We start from the raw sequence: 14,403 nt of genomic DNA, 5'->3' as shown, positions 1-14,403 counted from the left end.
CCGTTTGGCATCATCACCGCATGGGCATAGTCGCCGGGCTGGACAGTTCCACCGAGAGCACACGGATCGTCGTCTGCGACGCGGAGACCGGAGCCGTGCTCCGTCAGGGGTACGCACCGCACCCCGCCACCCCCGAAGGTGATCCACAGGCGTGGCTGATGTCGCTCGGCGACGCCGCCGCGGGCGGGCTGCTGGAAGGCGTGCAGGCGATCGGCGTCTCCGCACAGCAGCAGGGCCTCATCGCGCTGGACGCGGGCGGCGTGCTCGTGCGGCCGGCGATGCTCGGCAACGACAAACGGATGCAGCCCGCCGCGGCCGATCTGACCGACGCGCTCGGCGGCCGTGCCGCCTGGGCGCAGGCCGTCGGGTCGGTGCCCCAGCCCGGTCAGATCCTGGCGAAGCTGCGCTGGCTGGCGCGCAACGAACCGGAGTCGGCGACGCGCACGGCCGCCGTGCTCCAGCCGCACGACTGGCTGGTCTGGCAGCTGCTGGGCCGGCCCCTGCGGCGCACGACGGACCGCGGTGACGCCTCAGGCACGGGCTGCTGGTCGGCGGCGACCGGCTCCTGGCGGCCGGACCTCGTGGAGCTGGCACTGGGCCACCCGGTGACGCTGCCGGACGTGCTCGCCCCCGCGGAACCCGCCGGGCACACCCCGGAAGGGCTGCTGATCTCGGCGGGCACGGGCGAGACGATGGCCGCCGCCTTCGGGCTCGGCGTCGGCACCGGCGACGCGGTGATCTCCCTGGGCGCCTCCGGCTCGGTCTTCGCCGTGCACCACGAGGCGCTCATCGACCCCACGGGAACCATCACCTCCTTCGCGGACGCGACGGGCATGCACCTGCCCGTCGTGCACACCCTCAACGCCGTCCGCGTGCTGCGCGGCACCGCCGAGCTGCTGGGCACGGACCTCGCCGGCCTGTCCGAGCTGGCGCTGCGCTCCTCACCCGGGTCGTACGGCATGGTGCTGCTCCCCTACCTGGAGGGTGAGCGCACCCCGCACCTGCCGCACACGGCGGGGACCCTGACCGGGCTGCGCCGGGAGAGCATGAAGGCGGAGCACCTGGCGCGGGCCGCGTTCGAGGGGATGCTCTGCGGACTCACGGACGCCCTCGACGTGCTGCGCAGGCGCGGGGTGCAGGTGCGCCGGGTGTTCCTGCTGGGCGCCGCGGCCGAGCTGCCCGCCGTGCAGGCGATCGCGCCGTCGCTCTTCGGCGCGCAGGTCGTCGTCCCGCAGGCCGCGGACTACGCGGCGCTGGGCGCGGCGCGGCAGGCGGCCTGGGCGCTGGGCGTCCAGCACGGCACGCTCTCGCCGCAGCAGCCTCCGCTGTGGCCGGCGGCGGCCAGCCAGGTCTTCGAGGCCACGGGCGAGGAGGTGCCGGTGGGGCAGGCGGTGCGGCAGCAGTATGTGACCGTGCGCGAACAGGCCCACCCCGGGGCGTTCCAGTAGGCGATCCCGTCCGCCGGCGGACGGCGCGCGGCTCAGTCCAGATAGCCGCGGAGCTGGTCCGCGAAGGCGTGGTCACGGAGCTTGTTGAGGGTCTTGGACTCGATCTGGCGGATGCGTTCGCGGGTGACGCCGAAGATCCGTCCGATCTCCTCCAGGGTGCGGGGGCGGCCGTCGGCCAGCCCGTACCGCAGCTGCACGACCTTGCGCTCGCGCTCGCCGAGCGTCGACAGGACGGCTTCCAGGTGCTCGCGGAGCAGCAGGAACGCGGCGGACTCCACGGGTGAGGCCGCGTCGCCGTCCTCTATGAGGTCGCCGAGCGCGACGTCGTCCTCCTCGCCGACGGGCGCGTGCAGCGACACGGGCTCCTGGGCGAGGCGCAGCACCTCGCTGACCCGCTCCTGGGTGAGGTCGAGCTGGGCGGCGACCTCCTCGGCGGTGGGCTCGTAGCCCTGCTCCTGGAGCATGCGGCGCTGGACGCGGACGACGCGGTTGATCAGCTCGACGACGTGGACCGGGACGCGGATGGTCCGCGCCTGGTCGGCGAGCGCCCGGGACATGGCCTGGCGGATCCACCAGGTCGCGTACGTCGAGAACTTGTAGCCACGCGCGTAGTCGAATTTCTCAACTGCCCTGATCAGGCCCAGGTTTCCCTCCTGCACCAGGTCGAGCATGGTGAGGCCGCGGCCGATGTAGCGCTTGGCGACGGAGACGACGAGCCGCAGGTTGGCCTCGATCAGGCGGCGCTTGGCCATCCGGCCGAGTACCACCAAGCGGTCGAGGTCCAGGGCGAGTTGGGTGTCGAGGTCGGGGGTGTTGCCCAGCTTCTCCTCGGCGAAGAGACCGGCCTCGACGCAGCGGGCCAGGTCCACCTCCTCGGCCGCGGAGAGCAGCGGGATCCGGCCGATCTCGCGGAGGTACTGGCGGAAGAGGTCGGAGGACGGGCCACCGGTGTCGGCGCGGGCCGCCTCGGCGTGCGGTGGTTCGTCGGCGGACTCCTCACCGCCGGACACGGTGGCGGCTCGGGCGGCCGGTGGTGGTCCCGGCTCGGGGCCGGGGGCCGGTGACGCCTCGCCGGAGAGGCTCTCACAGCCGGGCGGCTCGGCCTGCTGCGGCACGGCGGGGGCCGGGTCGGCCGGAGACAGGGCCGGCGTCTGGGGCCGGGTCGGGGTCCGGGTCTGCACGGGGGCGACCTCCAAGGTGATCGCTGCCGGTTCGGGGGGTGGCATGCGACGAAGGGGCGGCAGCGGCCGGGCCGCCGTCCGTCCCGTGGTTTCAAGGGCGACTTCGCGGAGGTTTCCGGGTCCCTGCGACCGGACCAGGTACCGCCCACCAGTGTGGGGTACGACATAGGTCCGCCACGAGGGGCGTGCGGGCACTTTCTGAGTCCGCTTCGTGACCGGGGGTTACGGGGGTCACTCACATTGGCCACACCCAGCCCGGCCGGCGATTGAGGCCGCCCGCCGCAGGCGTCCACGAAGCCGCAGACAAAAGCGAACCGGCACCCAGAGCACCGCAGAGCGCTAAAGCGCAGCCGCCCCGCGGTCCTTGAGCGCCCGCCCGTACTGCTCCAGCACCCACAACTCGTTCTGCACGGCGGCCAGATGCTCCGGCGCGGCGTCCGCGCCCAGCCGGACCAGGCTGCCCTGGACCTCCTTGACGCGCCGCTCCACGGCCCGCAGGCGGACCTGGACCAGCTGCATCCCGGCGTAGATCTCGTCGACGCTCTTGTGCCGGATCGCCTCGACGGCCAGCTCGGTGACCAGCGCGCGGACGGTGTCGTCAGGTGCCGCGTCCCGGACGCGCGTGAGGTAGTCGCCGGGGGCGTCGGTGACGCCGCCGGCCTGCTCGATGGCGCGGCGGACCGCCACGTACGGCGCGGCGGTGAACTCGTCCTCGCCGTAGGCGTCGAAGGCGGGGGCGACGAGGTCGGGGCGCTGGAGGGCGAGCTTGAGCAGCTCTCGCTCGGTGAGGTGGGCGGGGCTGCGGAGGTTGAGGGCCGGGCCGCGCGCGCCCCGGGGGGCCGCCGGCTGCGGTGCCGCGGCGGCGGGGGCCGCGCGGTGCGTACGGCCCTGGTCGGGGCGGTTGCCGCGCTCGCGGGCCCAGCGCGCGAGCTGGCCCACGCGCATGACGACGAACTGGGTGTCGAGGATGCCGAGCAGCCCGGCGAGGCGCACCGCGTACTGGTGGCGGATCGAGCTGTCCTTGATGCCCGCGACGATCGGCGCGGCCTCTTCGAGGGCGGCGGCCTGGCCCTCGGGGGTGTCGACCTCGTGCCGCTTGACCACGGAGCGGATCGCGAACTCGAAGAGCGGGGTGCTGTCCTCGACGAGCCGGCGCACGGCCTCGTCACCCTGGTCGAGGCGGAGCTCGCAGGGGTCCATGCCGCCGGGGCTGACGGCGATGTTGGTGCCCGCGGCGAACTTCTGGTCGTCCTCGAAGGCGCGCAGGGCGGCGCGCTGGCCGGCGGCGTCGCCGTCGAAGGTGAAGATGACCTTCGAGCGGGAGTTGTCCATCAGCAGCCTGCGGAGGATCTTGACGTGGTCCGCCGCGAAGGCGGTGCCGCAGGTGGCGATGGCGGTGGTGACCCCGGCGAGGTGGCAGGCCATGACGTCGGTGTAGCCCTCGACGACGACGGCGCGGCTGGTCTTGGCGATGTCCTTCTTGGCGAGGTCGATGCCGTAGAGGACGTGCGACTTGCGGTAGAGCGGGGTCTCGGGGGTGTTGAGGTACTTCGGGCCGTTGTCGTCCTCGCGGAGCTTGCGGGCGCCGAAGCCGATGACCTCGCCGGTGATGTCGCGGATGGGCCACATCAGGCGGCCGCGGAAGCGGTCGATGGGCCGGCCGTTGCGGCTGTCCTGGGCGAGGCCGGAGAGGATCAGCTCCTTGTCGCTGAAGCCCTTGCCGCGCAGGAAGCGGGTGAGGTGGTCCCAGCCCGCCGGGCTGTAGCCGACGCCGAAGTGCTGGGCCGCGGCCTGGTCGAAGCCGCGTCCGGCGAGGAAGGCCCGGCCGATCTCCGCCTCGGGACTGTCGAGCTGGTCGGCGTAGAACTTCGCGGCGTGCTTGTGCGCCTCCACCAGGCGGATGCGCTCGCCCTGCTGACGGCCCGGGGTGTAGCCGCCCTCCTCGTAGCGCAGGGTGATGCCGGCCAGGCCGGCGAGCCGCTCGATGGTCTCGGCGAAGGAGAGGTGGTCGATCTTCATGACGAAGTCGACGGTGTCCCCGCCCTCCTGGCAGCCGAAGCAGTAGAAGAGCCCCTTGGCGGGGCTGACCTGGAAGGACGGGGACTTCTCGTCGTGGAACGGGCAGAGGCCCTTGAGATTGCCGCCGCCGGCGTTGCGGAGCTGGAGGTACTCGGACACGACGGAGTCGATCGGGACCGCGTCCCGGACCGCCTTCACGTCGTCATCGTTGATCCGTCCTGCCACACGTGAATTCTACGGCCGGGACGCGGGCCGCCTTGCCCGGACCTCCGGCTCTCACGAGGTGCGCAGCGAGTCCAGCGGGACGGACGGGTCGGCCAGGGCCTCCGGGTCAAGGCGGGCGCCGGAGCGGATGAGGGCCTGGATGGTCTCGGTGACATCCCACACATTGACGTTCATGCCCGCGAGCAGCCGCCCCTCGGACAGCCAGAAGGCGATGAACTCGCGCTTGCCGACGTCCCCGCGGCAGACGACCTGGTCGTACGAGCCGGGCGGGGCGTAGCCGGAGTATTCGAGGCCGACGTCGTACTGGTCGGAGAAGAAGTAGGGCACCCGGTCGTAGACGACCTCCTGCCCGAGCATGGCGCGGGCGGCGGCGGGGCCGCTGTTGAGGGCGTTGGCCCAGTGCTCGACGCGCAGCCGGGTGCGCAGCCACGGGTGCTCGGCGGCGGCCACGTCACCGGCGGCGAAGATGTCGGGGTCGGAGGTGCGCAGGGAAGCGTCGACGGCGATGCCGCCGCCGTCGGCGCGGTCGACGAGGGCGAGCCCCGCGGCCTCGGCGAGTGCGGTGCGCGGGGCGGCGCCGATGGCGGCGAGGACGTCGTGGGCGGGGTGCTCCTCGCCGTCGTCGGTGCGGGCGGCCAGCACCATGCCGTCGTGCCCGGCGATCTCGGTGAGGCGGGCGCCGAAGTGGAAGCGGACGCCGTGCTCGCTGTGCAGGTCGGTGAAGAGCTGGCCGAGCTCGGGGCCGAGGACGGTGTGCAGCGGCGTCGGCTCGGGCTCGACGACGGTCACCTCGGCACCGTAGCCCCGGGCGGCGGCGGCGACCTCCAGGCCGATCCAGCCCGCTCCGGCGATGACGAGGTGGCCGTTGTCGCGGCCGAGGGAGGCGAGGACGCCGCGCAGCCGCTCGGCGTGCGAGAGGCGGCGCAGGTGGTGGACGCCGGCGAGGCCGGTGCCGGGGATGTCCAGGCGGCGGGGCTCGGCACCGGTGGCCAGCAGCAGCCGGTCGTAGTGGATGCGGGTGCCGTCGCCGAGGCGCACGCACCGCTCCGCGCGGTCGAGGTGGACGGCCGGCTGGCCGAGGTGCAGCTCGATGTCGGCCTGGGCGTACCAGGCGGGCTCGTGGACGAAGACGCTGTCGCGGTCGTCCTGGCCCGTGAGATACCCCTTCGAGAGCGGCGGCCGCTCGTAGGGGTGGTCACGCTCGTCGCAGATGAGGATCACACGCCCGGTGAAGCCCTCCGAGCGGAGGGTCTCGGCGGCCTTCGCGCCGGCCAGGCCCCCTCCGACGATGACGAACGTCTGGTGTGCGTCGACCACTTGCTTCCTCCTCGCTGCCACGCAGTGCGTCTGCGCTACCGCCCCCGGTCGAAAGCCCGTGCAGAGGGTCCCGCACGGAGTGTGCCGCCGGAAGAGGGACTACCCCGGACGGGTCAGTACCCGCATGGTGCGGGGGAAGTGCTCGGATTGTGTGGACATTCGGTCACCCTTTTGCCACAGTCCCCGCCACGGTGAGCCGGGCGAGGAGGGTGCGCGCGGAGACGTCGGTGAGGGCGGCGATCTGGTCGACGACGGCGCGCAGCCGACCGGCGTCGTCGTGGGCGGCGGCGAAGAGGGAGCGGAACTGCGGGTCGAGCCCGTCGGGCGCGCGGGCGACGAGCGCCTCGGCGAGCTCGGCGATGACGACGCGCTGGTCGGCGCGGAGCTTCTCCTGGTCGGGGCGCTGCATCACGAAGCGGTCGGCGACGGCCTTGAGGACGGCGCACTCCAGGCGGGTGGAGCGGGGGACGACGAGCTCGGCGCGGTAGCGGGTGAGCGCGCCGGGGCGGTGCCCCCAGGCAGCGCGGGTGGCGGCCTCGGCGGCGAGGCAGAACCGGCCGATGAGCTGGCTGGTGGCGTCCTTGAGCCGGGCCTGGGCGACGGCCGAGCCGTCGTAGCCGTGCGGCCACCACTGTTGTTCGAGCAGCCGGTCGAGGGCCTCGGCGAGCTCCTCGGGCGCGGCGCCGGGGGCGTAGCGCCCGGCGGCGACGGCGAAGACCTCGTCGCGCTCGGGCCCTGCGAGGAGCACGTTCGGGTCGAGGTGGCCGGCGTGCAGGCCGTCCTCCACGTCGTGGACGGAGTAGGCCACGTCGTCGGACCAGTCCATGATCTGGGCCTCGAAGCTCTGTCTGTTCGCCGGGGCGCCCTGCCGCAGCCAGGTGAAGACGGGGACGTCGTCCGGATACACGCCGAACTTGCGGGAGTCCGGGTCCGTGGGGTGCCCGCCGCGCGGCCAGGGGTATTTGGTGGCCGCGTCGAGGGCGGCGCGGGTGAGGTTGAGGCCGACGCTGCACAGCTCGCCGTCGCGGGGGACGAAGCGCTTGGGTTCGAGGCGGGTGAGCAGGCGCAGCGACTGGGCGTTGCCCTCGAATCCGCCGCAGGGCCCGGCGAATTCGTTGAGCGCCTGCTCGCCGTTGTGCCCGAAGGGCGGGTGGCCGAGGTCGTGGGCGAGGCAGGCGACCTCCACCAGGTCGGGGTCGCAGCCGAGGGCGGCGCCCAGCTCCCGGCCCACCTGCGCGCACTCCAGGGAGTGGGTCAGGCGCGTGCGCGGGCTGGCGTCCCACGCCTGGCCGCTGACGCCGGGGGTGACGACCTGGGTCTTCCCGGCGAGGCGGCGCAGCGCGGCGGAGTGCAGGACGCGCGCCCGGTCGCGCTGGAAGGCGGTGCGCCCCGGGCGCTTGTCGGGCTCGGGCGCCCAGCGCTCCAGGTCCGACGCCTCGTATCCGGCGATGCCGGGCTGTTCCTTCGCCATCCGTGCTGAGCCGTTCATACCCCGACGGTAACCGCCGGGTGTGACAGCGGCGATGGAGCGCCGTCCCGCGGGAGAGGTTCCGGCCGCCGCGTGGAACCGGCCGGGCCGCGGTGGCGTTGTTCCAGGTCGACGGAGTCAGTTGACGGAAAGATGTTCGACATGAAGCTGAGGGGCCGGCCGCTGCTGCCGCGTACGACGGCGGGGCGGCGCCGCGCGCTGTGGGCGGTCATGGCGGGCTGCCTGCTCGCGCTGGCCCCGGTCACCTGGGTGTACGCCTCGGCGACCCCCCGCGTGCGGGACGTCGCCGAGGTGCCGGACGCCCCGGTGGCCATGGTCTTCGGCGCGGGCCTGCGGGACGGCGAGCCGTCCCCGTATCTGGCGCACCGCCTCGACGCCGCCGTCGAGCTGTACCGCGCGGGCAAGGTCAAGGTGGTGCTGGTCACGGGTGACAACAGCCGCGTGGAGTACGACGAGCCGGATGCGATGCGTGCCTATCTGACGGCGCGGGGCGTGCCGGACAGCCGTGTGATCAGCGACTTCGCGGGCTTCGACACCTGGGACTCGTGCACGCGCGCGGTGCGGGTCTTCGGGGTGCGCAAGGCGGTGCTGATCAGTCAGGGCTTCCACATCCGGCGGGCGCTCGCGCTGTGCGGAGCGGCGGGCATCGAGGCGTACGGCGTGGGCGCGGCCGACGACGCGCACGACCTGACCTGGTACGCGGGCGGTGCCCGCGAGGTCCTGGCCTCGGGCAAGGCGGCCCTGGAGGCCCTGATCCGCCCCGGCCCCCGCTTCCTGGGCCCCCGCGAGCCGGGCCTGGCCCGGGCCCTGCGGGAGGAGGGCTGAGCGCGCCTAACGGCTGGGATCGCGGTTGTTTATGGCGTCGAGGTAGAGCTTGAAGATCTCGTCGTCGTTGATCGGGCTGTAGGAGATCTGCGAGCTGGTGTCCCCGTCGGGGCCGCCTCCGTTGAGGCCGCCGAGCACGCCGACCAGGTCGCCCGTCTTGCTCTTCTCGTCGAAGTGCATCAGCCACGGGCTGCCCGACGTGCCGGAGTAGAAGCCGTCGCAGCGCATCTTCAGCTGCCGGTAATTCTCCAGGCGGCTCGTCATGGCCGTGCAGCGGATCGCCTGGTCGGCGGGGTCGTCGTCGGCGTCGGGGTAGCCGATGACGGTGACGCGGTCGGTGTAACCGGGCGTACGCACGAGCCGGTTGGCGCCGGTGACGCGTTCCAGCTGCCGGCCCAGCGTGTCCGGTTTGACGGTGGCGAAGGCGAAGTCCAGGTCGGAGCCGTCACCGCTGTCGGTGCGCCGCGGGTCGGTGAAGGTGCGGTCGACCGCCCAGACGCCGTACGGCTGCTTGTCCGCGCCCGTGCGGTAGTCCGGCACGAAGGCGGCCTGGTCGCCGAAGGAGCAGTGTCCTGCGGTGATGATGAGGTTGCCCTTGGGGCTGTGCACCACGCTCGCCGTGCAGTGGTGGTCCTTCATGTCCTCGCCGACGTAGAACAGCACGCCCACCGACGGGACCCCGTCGAAGTGCCGGGCGCTGCCGCTGATCTGCGGGGCCGCGGAGTCGGCGTCCCGGCCGGAGTCGCCGTCCGAGCCGCTCTCCGACGACGCGGACATCCGCGCGGGACCCCAGAACCGCCGGGCCTCCTCGCTGGACCAGCTGCCGTCGCGGGCGTGTCCGCCGGCGCCCTTGGGCACCGCCGCCGCCAGCGTGACGACATAGAGCCCCGCGAGCACGGCCCGGCCCCACCGGGCCCGGCGCCACCGGGAGAAACGCACGTGCACCCCCACCACGTCAGGAAGGTCGTCGCCAGGCTAACCGCTTCTGCCGGGGTACGGCCCGTGCCGGATCTATTTTCGTACAGCCGGATGACACACGATCGGGCATAAGGCCAGCGTACGAAGGGCCTGTGTGAACCCCTCGGAGGCACCACCCGGCGCGCCGGGCAACGCCTGGCGTCATCCGCCCCACTGGTCGTAGCCCAGCTTGCAGACCAGGGACACCACCACGACGACCAGCACCACCCGCACGAACCCGCTCCCCCGCTTCAGTGCCATCCGGGCGCCCACCGCGCCACCGGCGAGGTTGAAGAGGGCCATGGGGGCGGCCAGTTGCCAGATCACGGACCCCTGGATCGAGAACGTCACCAATGCCCCCACATTGGTGCAGACATTGACGATCTTCGCCGTGCCGGAGGCGGTCACCAGGTCCATGTGGAGGATCGCGACCAGCGCGAGGACCAGGAAGGTGCCGGTGCCGGGGCCTATCAGCCCGTCGTAGAAGCCGATGCCCAGGCCGGCCACGAGGACCGCGGTCAGCATCCGGCGGCGCGTCACCGAGGTCCCCGTCGCGAGCGCCGTCACGCCGAAGGTGGGGCGCAGCAGCACGAAGGCGAGCACCGCCAGCAGGATGGCCATGATCAGGGGGCGCAGCACGGCGCTGTTGATGCCGGAGGCGAAGAAGGCGCCCGCGAGCGATCCGCCGAGGGCGGCGAGGCCGATCCGCAAGGCGGTGCGCAGGTCCAGGGCGGCCCGCCGCGTGTAGGCGACGGCGGCCGCGGTCGTGCCGCAGATGGCGACGGCCTTGTTGGTGCCGAGGACGTGCGCGGGGGCGACGTTCGGCAGCCCGACGAGCAGGGCGGGGAGCTGGATGAGACCGCCGCCGCCGACCACCGCGTCGACCCAGCCGGCCGCGGCCGCGGCGAGACAGAGGAGGACCAGCGTCGTCAGCGACATGTCAGGGCTCACGTGCGGATGCTACGGGGCGGTCAACTGACCGGCCGCGCCGGGTCGGTGGGGCCTTGAGCGGTCACGCCGGCCGGGCCACCCGCGCACCGCCCGTACGCCGCCCGGGCGAATGGCCCGGCCGCGCGGGCCACCGTCCCCTACGCTGGTGGCCCCCGGAGCACTCACGCGTAGGAATGGTGCACGTGAACGGCTGGAGCGCGAGCGACATCCCCGACCAGAGCGGCCGCACGGCCGTGGTGACGGGCGCCAACAGCGGGATCGGCTACGTCACCGCCCGTGAACTCGCCCGCCGGGGGGCGAGAGTGGTGCTGGCCTGCCGGGACGCGACGCGTGCCAAGGCGGCCGAGGAGCTGATCCGGGCCGAGGCGCCCGGGGCGGACGTGCTGTTCGCCCCGCTGGACCTCGCGGACCTGGCGTCGGTGCGGGACTTCGCGGCGGGGTTCCCGGACGCCCGGCTCGACCTGCTGATCAACAACGCCGGGGTGATGGCGCTCCCGGAGCGCAAGACCGTCGACGGCTTCGAGATGCAGTTCGGCACGAACCATCTCGGCCACTTCGCGCTGACCGGCCTGCTGCTGCCCCGGCTGCGGGCGGCCGGGCGCGGGGCGCGGGTGGTCAGCGTGTCCAGCGCCATGCACCTCATGGGGACGGTCGATCCCCGCGACCCGAACATGGAGCACCGCTACCGCCGTTGGACCGCCTACGCCCGCTCCAAGAGCGCCAACCTGCTCTTCGTGCACGAGCTGTCCCGGCGGCTGGCGGCCGCGGGCTCGCCGGTGGTCGCGGCGGCCGCGCACCCCGGCTACGCGGCGACGGAGCTCCAGACGAAGGGGCCCCGGATGGAGGAGCGGGCCTGGCTTGAGCGGCTGTTCGAGCTGCTCAACCGCACGATGGCGCAGTGCCCGGAGGCCGGTGCGCTGCCCACGCTCTACGCGGCGACGGCGCCGGAAGTCGGACCGGACGACTTCTTCGGGCCGGGCCTGCCGAGGCATGCGGTGCGCGCGCCGTGGACGCGGGACTCGCGGGCGAGCGCGGGGCTCTGGGAGGCGTCGGAGCGGCTGACGGGCGTCACGTACACCTGGAGCTGACACACCCGTCATGCGCGGGGGCCCTCACTCCAGCCCCGCCTCTCTCAGCAGCACCCGTGCCACCTCCTCGTCCACGCGCCGCCCCACGCACGCCAAGGCGGTCGCCCCCTCGCGGAGCAGCCCGTCGGCGCGGGCGTGGCGGACACCCGCTTCCAGGTGGTGCCAGAGCAGGGGGTTGGCGACGAGCACCTCGGGGTCGAGCTCGACGCGGCCGCCGCCCACGTCGCTCAGGACCAGCCGTGGCGTGATGCCGTCCGAGCGCCGCACCCGGGTGAGCAGGTCGGTGCGTACGCGCCGTTCGCGCAGCAGCCCGCGCGTGGCCAGCCAGCCCTCCCCCACGGTGACCCGCTGCGGCATGAGCACCACGAGGAGGAGTGCGCCGAGCGCCGCCCAGCAGCCGCCGCGGAGCCCGTCGAGCGCGCCGCGGGCGAGGTCGATGAGGGTGAGGGCGCAGGTGAGCGCCGCGCCCGAGCACCACGCCGCCCGCGCCTCGCGCCGCCAGTGGCGGTCGTGGGCGAGGACCGCGCCGCCCGGCGGGACCGCCGTCCGGGGCCGGTGCCGCTCGCGTCCCGGGCCACGCTGCCGCGAGGCGTGTCCACCGCTTCGTACCCGCAAGGGCTGTCGCCGTCCCATGGTGATGACGCTAGGACCGCGGACCCGACAGGCCGTCAGGTATTGATGCCACGCTGACGGGCGGCGGCCGAACCCTGACGGTCCGCTGACACCCTCCCGGCACCGCGCGTCAAGACGGCGTGAAGATCCCGCCGGACGGCGCCAAGAGGCCGCCAAGACCGCGCGCGGGCGGCCGGCGGCGGGCGCACGCTGGCCGTCCCACATCACGGAGGTACGACAAAAGATGTCCATGGTGGCCAATACGGACGAGCGCGCCGGGGCCGGCGAGGAACCGCCCGATACCGGGGCCGCGCACCCGTCCACGGAGGACCGGCACCGGCTGACCGCCACCCAGGGCCTGGCCGCCCTGTCGCTCGACGCGATGGCGTCCGTCGCGTACGGACCCGAGTCGATCGTGCTGGTGCTCGCGGCGGCGGGGGCGTACGGCCTCGGCTTCACGCTCCCGGTCACGCTCGCCATCGCGGCGCTGCTGACCGTGCTCGTCGCCTCCTACCGTCAGGTCATCGCGGCCTTCCCGGACGGCGGCGGCTCCTACGCGGTCGCCAAGCGGCACCTGGGCCGGCGCACCAGCCTGGTGACGGCCGCCTCCCTGGTGCTGGACTACGTCCTGAACGTGGCGGTCTCCGTGACCGCCGGCGTCGCGGCCCTCACCTCCGCCTTCCCCTCCCTCTACGCCGACCGGCTGTGGATCTGCCTGGCCGTGCTGGCCCTGGTCACGGGCGTGAACCTGCGCGGCATCGTGGAGTCGGCCAAGTGGTTCACGGTGCCGACCGCCGTCTTCATCGGCTCGATCCTGACGATGATCGTGGCGGGGCTGCTGCGGGACGCCCCCGCGAGCACCGAGGCCGCCGCCGGGCACGCGTCCGCGCTCGCGGGCAACGCCACCACGGTCGGCGCCCTGCTCCTGCTGAAGGCGTTCGCCGCGGGCTGCTCCGCGCTGACCGGCGTCGAGGCCGTGGCCAACGCCGTGCCGACCTTCCGCGCCCCGGCCGCCCGGCGGGCGCAGCGCACGGAGGTCGCGCTCGGCGCGCTGCTGGGCGTCATGCTGATCGGCCTGTCGGTGCTCATCGGCCGCTTCCACCTCCAGCCGGTCGAGGGCGTCACCGTCCTCGCCCAGCTCGCGGACGCCTCGCTGGGCCACAACTGGGCCTTCTACGTCGTGCAGTTCGCGACCGTGGTGCTGCTGGCGCTGGCCGCGAACACCTCCTTCGGCGGGCTGCCCGTGCTGATGGCCCTGCTGGCCCGGGACAACTACCTGCCGCACGTCTTCGGCCTCAAGGCCGACCGCCAGGTGCACCGGCACGGCGTGCTGGCCCTGGCCGCCGTCTCCGCCCTGCTGCTCATCTTCTCCGGCGGCGACGTCAACACCCTGGTGCCGCTCTTCGCCATCGGCGTCTTCGTCGGCTTCACGATCTGCCAGATCGGCATGGTCCGGCACTGGCGGCAGGAACGTTCCCCCAGGTGGCGCGGCAAGGCGCTGCTCAACGGCTTCGGCGCCGTGCTCACCGGCGTCTCGGCCGTCGTCGTCACCGCGACGAAGTTCGCGGAGGGCGCCTGGCTGATCGTCCTCGCCCTGCCGCTGATGGTGGCGGTCTTCGAGGCCGTCCACCGCGCGTACGGGCGGATCGGCGACCGGCTCGGCCTCGGGCGGGTGCCGGAGCCGCCGCGCCGCTGCCACTCCCTGGTCGTCGTGCCCGTCTCCTCCCTCTCCCGGCTGACCAGCAAGGCCCTCACCGCCGCCGTCTCCCTCGGCGACGAGGTGGTGGCCGTCACCGTCGCCCAGCCCGACGCGGAGGGCCGCCGGGCCGCGGAGTCCCTGCGCCGCGACTGGGAACTGTGGAACCCCGGCGTCGACCTGATCGAACTCCCCGCCCCCACGCGGGCCCTGGGCGGCCCGATCGTCTCGTACGTCCGCGACCTCTCCGACCGCCATCCCGACAACCGCGTCACCGTCCTGATCCCGGAGGTCGAGCCGGCGCATGTGTGGCAGCGGCTGCTCCAGAACCAGCGGGGGGCGGTGGTGGCGCATGCGGTGCGGAGGGGGACGGATGCGGTGATTTGTCGGGTGCGGTTTCGGATTGGGTGATGTTTCTGGGTGGGCGCGGGTTGTGTGCGCCTGCGGTGGGCGGCTTGCGGGTGCGCTTTCCGCTGGGTGCGGGGGCGGTTCTGGGTGCGGGTCCGATGTCTTGTGCGGGTCGGTTCGCGCCTGCGGCGGGCGGCCTCAAGCGCCGGCCGGGCTTGGGTGGTGGTGGGTGCCGGGGGTGGGGCCT

11 protein-coding genes are annotated in these 14,403 nt (G+C 73.6%); 4 read left to right on the top strand and 7 right to left on the bottom strand.

From position 1 onward, the window contains the following. Positions 1 to 20: 20 nt before the first annotated feature. The gene (locus ACFY1P_RS29185) at positions 21 to 1,448 is read left to right on the top strand and encodes an FGGY family carbohydrate kinase (protein WP_361524298.1); all 1,428 of its coding nucleotides are present in this window, start codon (positions 21 to 23) and stop codon (positions 1,446 to 1,448) included. A 32-nt stretch (positions 1,449 to 1,480) separates the two neighbouring features. Here ACFY1P_RS29185 and ACFY1P_RS29180 read toward each other — a convergent pair whose 3' ends face one another. The 4 genes from ACFY1P_RS29180 to ACFY1P_RS29165 form a co-directional block, all read right to left on the bottom strand. Further along, positions 1,481 to 2,674: an RNA polymerase sigma factor gene (locus tag ACFY1P_RS29180; protein ID WP_361524295.1), complete on the bottom strand. Its 1,194-nt coding sequence runs from the start codon at positions 2,672 to 2,674 to the stop codon at positions 1,481 to 1,483. A 294-nt stretch (positions 2,675 to 2,968) separates the two neighbouring features. Next, entirely contained in the window at positions 2,969 to 4,873 is a 1,905-nt protein-coding gene (gene dnaG, locus ACFY1P_RS29175) for a DNA primase (protein ID WP_390752263.1), read from the bottom strand. A 51-nt stretch (positions 4,874 to 4,924) separates the two neighbouring features. Beyond that, positions 4,925 to 6,190: an FAD-dependent oxidoreductase gene (locus ACFY1P_RS29170; protein ID WP_361524289.1), complete on the bottom strand. Its 1,266-nt coding sequence runs from the start codon at positions 6,188 to 6,190 to the stop codon at positions 4,925 to 4,927. Positions 6,191 to 6,353: 163 nt separating this feature from the next. Further along, positions 6,354 to 7,679 carry a deoxyguanosinetriphosphate triphosphohydrolase gene (locus tag ACFY1P_RS29165; protein ID WP_361524287.1) on the bottom strand — a complete coding sequence of 442 codons (1,326 nt, stop codon included), beginning with the start codon at positions 7,677 to 7,679 and terminating at the stop codon, positions 6,354 to 6,356. A gap of 141 nt (positions 7,680 to 7,820) precedes the next feature. Between ACFY1P_RS29165 and ACFY1P_RS29160 the strand changes: the two genes are divergently transcribed. Beyond that, entirely contained in the window at positions 7,821 to 8,504 is a 684-nt protein-coding gene (locus tag ACFY1P_RS29160) for a vancomycin high temperature exclusion protein (RefSeq protein WP_390752262.1), read from the top strand. 6 nt (positions 8,505 to 8,510) lie between these two features. Here the strand turns inward: ACFY1P_RS29160 and ACFY1P_RS29155 are convergent, their stop codons facing one another. Beyond that, positions 8,511 to 9,443: a trypsin-like serine peptidase gene (locus ACFY1P_RS29155; protein ID WP_390752261.1), complete on the bottom strand. Its 933-nt coding sequence runs from the start codon at positions 9,441 to 9,443 to the stop codon at positions 8,511 to 8,513. A 180-nt stretch (positions 9,444 to 9,623) separates the two neighbouring features. After that, a complete protein-coding gene (locus ACFY1P_RS29150) occupies positions 9,624 to 10,400 on the bottom strand; it encodes a TSUP family transporter (protein WP_361524361.1) in 777 nt (258 codons plus the stop codon). 194 nt (positions 10,401 to 10,594) lie between these two features. Here ACFY1P_RS29150 and ACFY1P_RS29145 point away from each other — a divergent pair, with 194 nt between their 5' ends. Then, the gene (locus ACFY1P_RS29145; RefSeq protein ID WP_361524278.1) at positions 10,595 to 11,500 is read left to right on the top strand and encodes an oxidoreductase; all 906 of its coding nucleotides are present in this window, start codon (positions 10,595 to 10,597) and stop codon (positions 11,498 to 11,500) included. A gap of 24 nt (positions 11,501 to 11,524) precedes the next feature. Here ACFY1P_RS29145 and ACFY1P_RS29140 read toward each other — a convergent pair whose 3' ends face one another. Further along, entirely contained in the window at positions 11,525 to 12,133 is a 609-nt protein-coding gene (locus ACFY1P_RS29140) for a hypothetical protein (RefSeq protein ID WP_361524275.1), read from the bottom strand. A gap of 223 nt (positions 12,134 to 12,356) precedes the next feature. Here ACFY1P_RS29140 and ACFY1P_RS29135 point away from each other — a divergent pair, with 223 nt between their 5' ends. Beyond that, a complete protein-coding gene (locus ACFY1P_RS29135; protein WP_361524272.1) occupies positions 12,357 to 14,219 on the top strand; it encodes an APC family permease in 1,863 nt (620 codons plus the stop codon). Positions 14,220 to 14,403: the final 184 nt, after the last annotated feature.

Origin of the sequence: Streptomyces sp. NPDC001407, assembly GCF_042895325.1 — a bacterium.
Classification (GTDB): domain Bacteria; phylum Actinomycetota; class Actinomycetes; order Streptomycetales; family Streptomycetaceae; genus Streptomyces.
The sequence above is the reverse complement of the archived record's forward strand: the minus strand, read 5'-3'. Positions and strand labels throughout refer to the sequence as shown.